The sequence below is a fragment of the Mycolicibacterium novocastrense genome, from assembly GCF_001570485.1.
Lineage (GTDB): Bacteria > Actinomycetota > Actinomycetes > Mycobacteriales > Mycobacteriaceae > Mycobacterium > Mycobacterium novocastrense.
Window position 1 is genome coordinate 1 of record NZ_BCTA01000076.1, and the last position, 9,461, is coordinate 9,461.

Genomic DNA, 9,461 nt, shown 5'->3' on the forward strand with positions numbered 1-9,461 from the left:
CCGGACGCAGGACACGGAACAACTCTGCAAACCCCGCGGGACGATTCCATAACATCACGTTGTTGACCGAGATCGCCACATCGACAGTGCCGTGGGCACATCCGGTCGCTTCGGCGGTGCCGTCCCGAACCTCGACGCGGCCGTCACGGATAAGCGCAGCGCATCTGGCCGCGGCCATATCACGCATGGTGGCCGAGGGGTCCACAGCGACCACATCACCGGTGGGTGCCGTGGCAGCCGCTGCCTCCCTGTTCTTCGGCAGCGCCGGTGTGGCGGGGATGACCATCCGTTCGAGCTGACCATCACACGAACCGATGGCGCAGGCAATATCTATCTGGAAGCTGGCGCGGTCTGAGCTGAGCGGCGTCGCGCGCTGACCGGCGGCATTGCCGACGTGTTGATCCGAGGAAAGATCCGTGCGAAAGGCTCGACACTTCATCATCAGTTCTTGCGATCAGGTTCTTGCGCGAAGGGTCATCCGACACGGTTCGGCGTCAGCAGGCTGTCCCCGCTATGGATGAGATTCGGCGGTGCCCTCGTGTCCAAACTTGGCATGCGGTACAGGCTGCGGGGCCAAGATACCGGGCTTTCGGCCCAGACGGGTGCACTCTGGCTCGGTGGTGCATGGCACCCCCCGTATTGCGGGGACATCCGGATTGCCCGGGATGGGCTGCAACGGCGAGCGCGGTGCAAGGTGCGGTGTGCATGACAGGCTGAATACGTCGACTTCTTCTCCGTTAGGGCAGGGAGCCGCCGGTGTGATCAGATCACTGCTTGGAACGGCGAATGCCGGCACCGCCGCGATCGCTGCGAGGACTCCACCGGCCAAGGCAAGCCGAAGCCAGTGCTCACGCCCAGTAGTTGACGGTCCAGTATGGGACGCTTTCTGGCGCTTCATGGTTCGACCACCTTTTCTACGGAGTTAAAACGTACGTAATAAATCGATAATACTGAGTTATCAGATTGTGTGTGACACATCTGAAGGTCACTAGGTCCGCGACTTCCGCCCCCTCGTCGCCACGTGCGCGTTGATGCCAGCGCGGCGCCGAGCCGACTGCGCCACAACAACGGCGATGGTGTTCTGCTCGCCCGAATGCGCCCAGCGATTCGCCGCAGCACCAACTCAACACACGCGCGGGCCCGAAGATCGGCGGCTGTAACGTTGCCCGCTTCGATGCGGCTTTGCGAAGAAACTTGCTGCTCAACGCATTTGGGTGCTGGCGGGCCTGAGGGGCGTCGCGCCGCGGTTAGTGATCGTAGGGCCATCTGCCGTCGGCGATTGGGGATTGGGGGTCAAATCGAAAGCGAGCCTCGTCGGGGTTGGTGCCCAGTGCTCGAACGATCTCGGTCCAGCCGTGGCCGTTGGCGCGGGCGTCGTGGACCAGGTGGGGCAACCATCTTTCGGCTTGCTCGATGAGACTGGCGATCAGCGCGATGCTGGCCAGGTCATCGCCGAGCCAGACTCCCCGGCGATCGGCCAGCGCGGCGACGGCGTCGTCGATGAGGGTCGTAGGTGTCGTCGCCGCTGCGCGGATCCGGAGTGATCACCGTTTCACGGCACGTGCAGCGGGCAGCACGACACTGATGTCGCGGTACCGTAAACAAGCTCGTCGATGTCACGGTTGCCTGACATCGAAGCCGGTGAAGTGCGTAAGCAAGCTCCCATCGCACTTTTCCGATATCGCTGTTATGCGGTGTACCAACGGGATTAGTCAGCCCACAACTGTGGACCAATGTCTGGTATCCATGAACAGTTTCTGCTACTTCAAATGACAGCTTGGTTCGGGGCCCCTGGTGCTGTTGCCTCGGTGTTCACCGCGGATGAGGGTTGATGGGAGGCGTGGCTGGCGAAGCGGCGCAGGCGCAGACTGTTGCTGACCACGAAAACGGAGCTGAACGCCATTGCGGCGCCGGCGATGAGCGGGTTGAGCAACCCGAGTGCGGCCAGCGGCAGGGCGGCGATGTTGTAGGCGAACGCCCAGAACAGATTTCCCTTGATCGTCTTGAGCGTCGAGCGGGACAGCCGGATGGCATCTGCGCCGGCGCGAAGATCACCGCCGACCAATGTCAGGTCAGAGGCCTCGATGGCGACGTCGGTGCCTGTGCCCATGGCTAGGCCCAGATCGGCCTGCACCAGCGCGGCGGCGTCGTTGACTCCGTCGCCGACCATGGCGACAGTGCGCCCCTGCGCTTGCAGGTCTTTCACCGCGTCGAGCTTGTCGGCTGGTAGCACCTCGGCGATCACATCTCGCGGGTCGATGCCGACCCGCGCGGCCACCGCGTGTGCGGCGCGCCGGTTGTCCCCGGTCAACAGAACCGGGCGCAGACCAAGCCGGCGGAACTGGCCGACCGCGGCAGCCGAGGTCGACTTTATTGTGTCGGCGACGACAATCACTCCGCGGATCGCCCCGTCCCAGCCCACCCAGACCGGGGTCTGGCCCTGTGTTTCGGCTTGCTCCGCGGCGTCGACGAGGTCGTCGGGGGCGGTCAGCGACCACTGTTCCGTGAGGCAGCCGCGGCGCCCGACCAACATGGCGCGCCCAGCGACGACGCCACTGACACCCAATCCGTCGTGGTTGGTGAACCCGTCGACAGACGGCAGCGCGTCACCGTTGGCGGCGGCACTCGCGACGATCGCTTGGGCGATCGGGTGTTGCGAAGCGTTCTCCAAGGCCCCGGCAAGTGTCAGCACCTGCGCGGCGTCCTCGCCGACACCCGGGTACACGGCGATCAGGCTCATCCGGCCGGTGGTGACGGTGCCGGTCTTGTCCAGCACGATGGTGTCGACGCGGCGAGTGGACTCGAGGACCTGCGGTCCCTTGATCAAAATACCGAGCTGGGCGCCTCGGCCGGTGCCGACCAGCAGCGCGGTGGGGGTGGCCAGCCCCAGGGCGCACGGGCAGGCGATGATCAGGACGGCGACCGCGGCGGTAAACGCCGCCGCCGTATGCCCGGCCAGCAGCCACACACCCATGGTGATCAGGGACAACGCTATGACGATCGGGACGAAGATCGCCGAGACCCGGTCAGCCAAGCGCTGCACAGGGGCCTTTCCGTTCTGGGCGTCGGCGACCAGTCGCGCCATCTGCGCCAGCTGGGTGTCGGCGCCGATCCGGGTGGCGCGCACCAACAATCGTCCGCCGACGTTGACGGTCGCCCCGATGACCCGATCTCCCGGTCGCACCTCGATTGGCACCGATTCCCCGGTGAGCATCGAGGCGTCCACCGCCGAATCGCCCTCGGTAACAACACCGTCGGTCGCAACCTTCTCCCCCGGACGCACGACGAAGATATCCCCCAAGGCCAACTGGGCAGTGGGGATCCGGGTCTCGGCGCCGCCTCGCAACACCGCGACATCCTTGGCCCCCATGTCCATCAGCGCCCGCAGCGCCGCGCCCGAACGCGTCTTCGCGCGTGCCTCGAAAAAACGCCCGGCCAAGATGAACACGGTGAGCGCGGAGGCGACCTCAAGGTAGATGTGGTCGGCGCCCCCGCCCGTGGCCGGGAACAGGCTGAACGTCATCCGCATGCCGGGCATGCCGGCATGTCCCAAGAACAGTGCCCACAGCGACCACAGATAGGCTGCAGTGACACCCAGGGAGATCAGCGTGTCCATGGTGGCTGCGCCGTGGCGGGCGTTGACCCAGGCCGCCTGATGGAACGGCAACGCTCCCCAGACCACGACGGGCGACGCCAAGGTCAGAGCGAGCCATTGCCAGTTCGTGAACTGCAGCGGCGGAATCATCGACAGGACCACGACCGGCACGGTCAACACCAGCGAGATCAGCAGTCGGGTCCGCAACGAGGCGGCCTCGTCGGATTCTGCTGCCGTGGTTTCGACGTCTTCACCGCCGGCGGCCACCGAGGGTGGCGGTGCGGCAGCGGTGTAGCCGGCGGCCGCCACGGCGGCGATCAGTTGTGCGATATCGATCGATCCGCGATAGGTGACTTTGGCCTTTTCGGTGGCGTAGTTGACGCTGGCGCTGATCCCGTCGAGCTTGTTCAGCTTCTTCTCGACCCGGGCGGCACACGAAGCGCAGGTCATCCCGCCGATCGACAACTCGACGCTGCGCGGCTCATCGAGCGCGGCCGCGTGATCGGTGGTGCTCACGTGCTGTTGTCTCCTACAGTCGACCCGCTTGCGGAGCGCGGTGCGGTGTTGGTTTAGGAAGTGGCCAGGTGGTAGTCGCCGGCCTCGTGCAGCGCGGCGTGCACCTGATCGATGTCGAGCGAGGTGTCGCTGGTGATGGTGACTGTCGAGGTGCCTGCGGGCACCAGGTCCACGCTCACACCGGTGACGCCGGGCAATACGGTGAGTTCGTCGGTGACCGCGCCGACGCAGTGACCGCAGGTCATCCCGGTGACGGGGTAGCTGGCGGTGGTGGTACTCATGTCGTTCTCCTGCACGGGTGTGGTTGGGATGGATAGAGCAGTCTGTTGCCGCCCGCAGCAACCGCATCCGGCGGTTGCGGGCTCGGCCAGTGGCACCGAGGAGGTGAGATTCGGTTTCATCGGCTCATTTCGTCGGTAATAGGGGTCGTTCAGTAGGTGGGGTCTGTTCATGAGCGCACGAGACGGGCGATGGCCGCGGAAGCGTCGGTGAGCCGCTGCTGGGCCGCATCGCCGCCTTCCTGGACGGCGTGGCTGACGCAGTGGTTCAGATGTTCGTCGAGCAGCATCAACGCCACCGATTGCAGCGCCTTGGTGGCAGCCGAGATCTGGGTGAGTATGTCAACGCAGTAGGCGTCTTCCTCGATCATCCTCGCCACACCGCGCACCTGACCCTCTATGCGGCGCAACCGCTGCAAATAGCCGTCTTTGGACTGCAGGTAACCGGGCGCCGTCGTGTCCACGACTAGGACTCCTCTCACTTACCCCATGGGGGTATTTGCGTACTATACCCCTCGGGGGTATGCAAGTGTCAAGAGGATGGGAAACGGATTCGAGACCCTCGGCGTCAGAATCGTCCGTCCGCGCAGCGAACTGCGTGATCTCCATTTGGCGGGGTTGTCAACTCGCGCAGCGGCCGTGTTCGGTCACCAGGCGGTTGCAAAGGGCATTAATGCGCGAACTGGGTTCGGCCGTCGGCACGCGAAGGGTAGCCAGACCGGTGTCAGTGGTCATGGTCGAACACGACAAGAGTGTCGGCCAGATTGCCGTCGATAAAATACGCCCGGCACACGAAGGGGTCGTGCAGGGTTCCGCCGACCTCGCTCGGGGCCTCGACAATGCCTTCCACATTCCGAACGGTGATGCGAGAGTGGTCGACGCCGTAGAGGGGCCCCCCTTCCAACGACGAGAACAAGTCTTTCACCTCCGGATCAAGTTGCGTGCTCGTCACGGTGATGTCGGAAAGTCTCGCTGTCGATGGTGACGCTAGCCTCGCGACGACATCACGCTCGCACCGCTCCTGTGCCGCACGCGCGGACGCGTTCGCGACTGTCGAGTTGATGAGTCCGAAACCCCGCGTGCTTATGGCGATCACAACCAGGGTTGCACCACATATCGCAGCGGCTGCAAGAAGCAGCACGCGTGTCCTTCTCTGAGCGGCCATGCAGTCCGACTCTGTCTACAGCGAGGACAGAATCGACTTCATCGTGTCGATCTCCTTCTGCTGGCTGCTAGTGATCGACTTGGCCATCTCCACCGCCGCCTGGTACTGGCCGTTCTCGACCTCGTTCTGCGCCATATCGATCGCGCCCTGGTGATGGGCGATCATTTGTGTGAGAAACAATTTGCTGGCTTCTACGCCTTGCGCGTTCTTCAGGCGGTCCATATCGGCCTGCGACATCATTCCCATACCCGGCATGCTGTTTGCGCCGGGCGACATCGACCCGCCAGGCATCATCGAGTTGTCGGGCATGCTGCTGGAACCGGGCATGTCACCGTGATGGGCTCCACCGCCGTCACCGGGCGTCCCGCTAGCGCTGGGCATCGAATGACTTGGCATCCCAGGCATGTTGCTGGAGCCAGGCATGTCCATCCGGGGCATCGTGGTGGGCATCCCCCAGGCACTAAGCCAGCCCTTGAGTTGTTCGATTTCGGGCATTTGAGCGTCCTTGATTTGCTTGGCAAGGTCGGTGACCCGCGGGTCAATGCCTTGCTTGCCGAGGATTATGTCGCTCATCTCGATGGCCTGCTGATGATGCGGAATCATGTGCTGGGCGAACATCGCATCGGCGTTGTTGTGTGCTTGAGCCCCGGCGGGCATCGAGGTGGAGGCTGCGGGCGTCGAAGGCCCCGATTGTTCAGTGGCGGTGTTGCTACAGGCCCCGACAGCGAAAAGTGCACCCACGGCGGCCACCCCCGCCACCACTGTGTGGATCGATTTCATTTTAAAAGCTCCTTTTCCTGTCCAGCGCACCGGTCGTCGTCATACCTGTCGTTGGTCATCACAAGTCTCGACGTCTTCGCTCTGGCTCGGCTAGCGGTTTCTTGAAGATTCGGTGAAGGCCGGTCCTGCCAGCGGTCGTGAGTGCATAGCGGCTGCGCGCCGCAGGACATCCTAGCCGCTGGTGGTACTTAGGTTCGTCGACTCGCGTGCGAAGCTGCACGCCAGGGCTCGACGGAGTAATCGACGCATCGATGACCCGAGCGAGGGCAAGGTCTCCACCGTGACGACCACGAGCGCACGCCCGGCGGCGCACACGTGTAAGCCCTGGCCGCGATCCGCGACGACAACTAGCAGCCCTTTTGGCACTTGCATCTCGATGACGCGCCAGTATTGGAAGACTCGGTCGCGGTACAAGCAACGTTGTCCGCCTATCGACCTGCGGGTAGCTGTGTCTGTCCGGCCGCTTGGCGCGGTTGTCGCAGTATGTCGAGGGCTGACAGCCCAATGCCGTAACTGAATATCGTTTTGTTCGGCTGGATCGCGATGAAACACATTTGACCGCCCTGGCTGACTATGCGCTGTTCTGCAGCAAGGATCCGACGATGGAACCATGATTTTTGAAAGGCGCCGATTGCAGCGGTGTCGTTAGCCTCCAATATCGTTGCTAAACCCTGAAATTGGACGGCGCTCGGTGGGAACACGGGTAGCCGGTGAGGCACTGGGATGACGAACGCCACTTCCGGATGCTTGCGGATGTGGTGCACTTTGGCTGTGGTGCTTCTGGTGGTGACGAAGAGCGTCAACGGCTGATCGGGCGGTGACACGGCGTAGATCACGGCGGTGGCGTGAGGTGCTCCCCGTCGGTCCATTGTCGATAACGTGCCGAAGGTGCGTCGTCGGACGGCCCGGTCGATTTCGTCGAAGCCGCTGTCTTTGATGATCACTATGGTGTTGTTCGAGGGGCGCCCCGCAGAACCTGCAGGCGGTCGTGGTACTCCGCTTCGGTGATCTCGTCGCCGGCGAATCGTGCGGCAAGAAGTTGTTCGGCGGAGAGTGGAGGTCGGATTGGCTGGGTCGCGTCGCCGGCGGCGAGTTTGATCAGTAGTACGATCCCGCCGACCAGCAACGCCCAGAACAGCACCATTCCGATGCCCATGGCGGCGTATCCCCACCATCCCATGCCGTCGCCGTACCAAATCATCACGGCAATACCTCCTCGTGAACGTCGGCTGCTCCTGCAGCGCCTTACTACGATGGTTGAGACGCAGAGACGCCGACAGAGGCGTATGCAATCGGTTCGAGGGCCTTTGGACCCTCGCCAGAAGTCCGTTCCAACGCGCTCGTCATGCGTGCGTGCGCGGGATCCGGTGCTGGCGCGGGCAGGCTCAGCCGCTACCAAGAGGGCGTTGACAGCGACGATCAAGCTGGACAAAGCGGCGATCTCTGGGCGCAAGACGAGCCCGAATGCAGGCTGAAACGCTCCCGCGGCAATAGGGATCGCGATGACGTTGTAGCCGACTGCCTACCCAAGGTTTTGTCGCATCTTTCGCAGAGTGCCCGCGGCCGATACGAAGGGCGATGGGTACATCGAGCGGATCGGAGCGCATGAGCACCAGGTCGGCAGTCTCGATGGCGACATCGGTGCCGGCACCAATCGCCACACCGAGATCGGCTTGAGCCAGGGCAGGTGCGTCGTTGACTCCGTCACCGACCATGGCGACCTTTCGACCGTCTCGCTGTAGTTCGGCGATTTGGGCGGCTTTGTCCTCAGGCAGCACGTCGGCGATGATCGTGTCGATACCCAGTTGCGAAGCGATCCGTCTGGCGGTCGCCTCGTTGTCACCGCTGAGCATGACGACCTGTGCTCCGATGTCGTGGAGAGCGGCGACCGCGCAGCTGATGTTGGTCGGGCCGCGTCTGCTAGCGCGATTAACCCCGACACCGCGACCGTCCACTGCGACCAGTACGGCGGTGCGGCCGCTGGATGCCAGTTCGTCACGTCGGTCCATTATCTCGGCGCCTTGCTCGATCATGAGCTTGCGATTGCCGACGGCGACCACGTGTCCGGCCACGTCAGCGGTGGCTTCATGTCCGGGCACGCTTCGAAAATTGTTGAGCGGCAGTGACGTAGCGCCTTGCTCGGTGGCATAGCGCGCGATCGCCGCTGCCAGTAAAATGTTCAGATTCCGTCTCCACCGCCGCCACCAGCGCCGGGAGTTCGTCCTCGGCGATGCCTTCGACGACGGCGTCGGTGACCTCCGGTTCACCCTTAGTCAAGGTGCCGGTGTTGTCCGTGACGACGGTGTCGATGCGTGCTGAGGTCTCCAGTGCAGCAGCGTTTTTGAACAGGACACCGCGCTTGGCGCCAAGTCCTGTTCCGACCATGATTACTGGCGTGGCCAAGCCGAACGCGTCAGGCACGTGATCACCACCACGGTAATGGCGAACAGCATCGCGGTTTGCACGCTGGCGCCGAGGGCCCACCACACCGCGAAGGTGGCTGCGCGAGCCCGAGCGCCGCCAGCGTCGTCAGCCTCGCATGGTGGCCAGCAGCTGAGCGGCCTGCTCGGCGAACGCCGGCGTGCACACCACGTCGTAACGCTCAGCGGCCAGCGTCGACATCGACGTGAAATCTCGCCGGCCACCGGTCGCCCAGTGCTCGACGAACCCGAAGATCGCTCCCCAGACGGTGCCGATGAGCAAGCCAGCCACCATAACGCCGAACCAGGCGGTGCCAACGGCGAACATTCCCAACAGCAGCCCAATCAACAGGCCCCACCAGGCTCCGCTCGACGCGCCCGTGAGCGCGGCGCGGCCCTTGGTCAGGCGGCCGATGACGGCTTCCACGGTGGTCACATCGTGACCGAGGATTCGGAGGTTCTCCACCGGGAATTCTGAATCGGACATGAAGTCGACTGCGCGCTGAGCTTGCGCGTAGTCGCGGTAGCTGGCTATCACCCGGTACTCGGAGCTAGCGGCAGCCCCGCTGGTCGTGCCGGTGAATGGTTGATCGGAAGATGTGTCCATGGTGCTCCTGAGGGGGACCCGTTTGGTGGTCCAGTCGCTATGCGACTTGGGGTTGGTGGGTCGTGGTCCACTGTAGAGCGAACTCGGCTGGGGTGAGTTC

The 9,461-nt window shown here is 63.7% G+C and carries 11 protein-coding genes; all 11 read right to left on the reverse strand.

What is annotated here, in order from left to right:
• Nucleotides 1-187: methyltransferase domain-containing protein (locus tag RMCN_RS32135; RefSeq protein ID WP_409366073.1), on the reverse strand; the 187-nt coding region annotated here is incomplete at its 3' end.
• Between the two features lie 1,578 nt (nt 188-1,765).
• A complete protein-coding gene (locus tag RMCN_RS24575) occupies nt 1,766-4,045 on the reverse strand; it encodes a heavy metal translocating P-type ATPase (protein ID WP_067394817.1) in 2,280 nt (759 codons plus the stop codon).
• Between the two features lie 119 nt (nt 4,046-4,164).
• Entirely contained in the window at nt 4,165-4,392 is a 228-nt protein-coding gene (locus RMCN_RS24580; RefSeq protein WP_067394821.1) for a heavy-metal-associated domain-containing protein, read from the reverse strand.
• Between the two features lie 167 nt (nt 4,393-4,559).
• Complete coding sequence (locus tag RMCN_RS24585; protein ID WP_067394808.1) at nt 4,560-4,853, reverse strand: metal-sensitive transcriptional regulator; 294 nt, start codon at nt 4,851-4,853, stop codon at nt 4,560-4,562.
• Between the two features lie 260 nt (nt 4,854-5,113).
• Nucleotides 5,114-5,554 carry a hypothetical protein gene (locus tag RMCN_RS24590; RefSeq protein ID WP_067394810.1) on the reverse strand — a complete coding sequence of 147 codons (441 nt, stop codon included), beginning with the start codon at nt 5,552-5,554 and terminating at the stop codon, nt 5,114-5,116.
• Nucleotides 5,555-5,569: 15 nt separating this feature from the next.
• Nucleotides 5,570-6,334 carry a DUF305 domain-containing protein gene (locus tag RMCN_RS24595; RefSeq protein ID WP_067394812.1) on the reverse strand — a complete coding sequence of 255 codons (765 nt, stop codon included), beginning with the start codon at nt 6,332-6,334 and terminating at the stop codon, nt 5,570-5,572.
• Nucleotides 6,335-6,762: 428 nt separating this feature from the next.
• Complete coding sequence (locus RMCN_RS24600) at nt 6,763-7,278, reverse strand: pyridoxamine 5'-phosphate oxidase family protein (RefSeq protein ID WP_234787776.1); 516 nt, start codon at nt 7,276-7,278, stop codon at nt 6,763-6,765.
• Nucleotides 7,278-7,538 carry an SHOCT domain-containing protein gene (locus RMCN_RS24605; protein WP_067394827.1) on the reverse strand — a complete coding sequence of 87 codons (261 nt, stop codon included), beginning with the start codon at nt 7,536-7,538 and terminating at the stop codon, nt 7,278-7,280. Before RMCN_RS24605 ends, RMCN_RS24600 begins: the two co-directional genes overlap by 1 nt.
• A 181-nt stretch (nt 7,539-7,719) precedes the next feature.
• The gene (locus tag RMCN_RS31620; protein WP_234787778.1) at nt 7,720-8,517 is read right to left on the reverse strand and encodes an HAD-IC family P-type ATPase; all 798 of its coding nucleotides are present in this window, start codon (nt 8,515-8,517) and stop codon (nt 7,720-7,722) included.
• Nucleotides 8,420-8,755, reverse strand: a complete 336-nt coding sequence (locus RMCN_RS31625) for an HAD family hydrolase (RefSeq protein WP_234787777.1) — start codon at nt 8,753-8,755, stop codon at nt 8,420-8,422. Before RMCN_RS31625 ends, RMCN_RS31620 begins: the two co-directional genes overlap by 98 nt.
• A gap of 108 nt (nt 8,756-8,863) precedes the next feature.
• Nucleotides 8,864-9,361 carry a YflT domain-containing protein gene (locus RMCN_RS24615; RefSeq protein WP_067394814.1) on the reverse strand — a complete coding sequence of 166 codons (498 nt, stop codon included), beginning with the start codon at nt 9,359-9,361 and terminating at the stop codon, nt 8,864-8,866.
• Between the last annotated feature and the right edge of the window lie 100 nt (nt 9,362-9,461).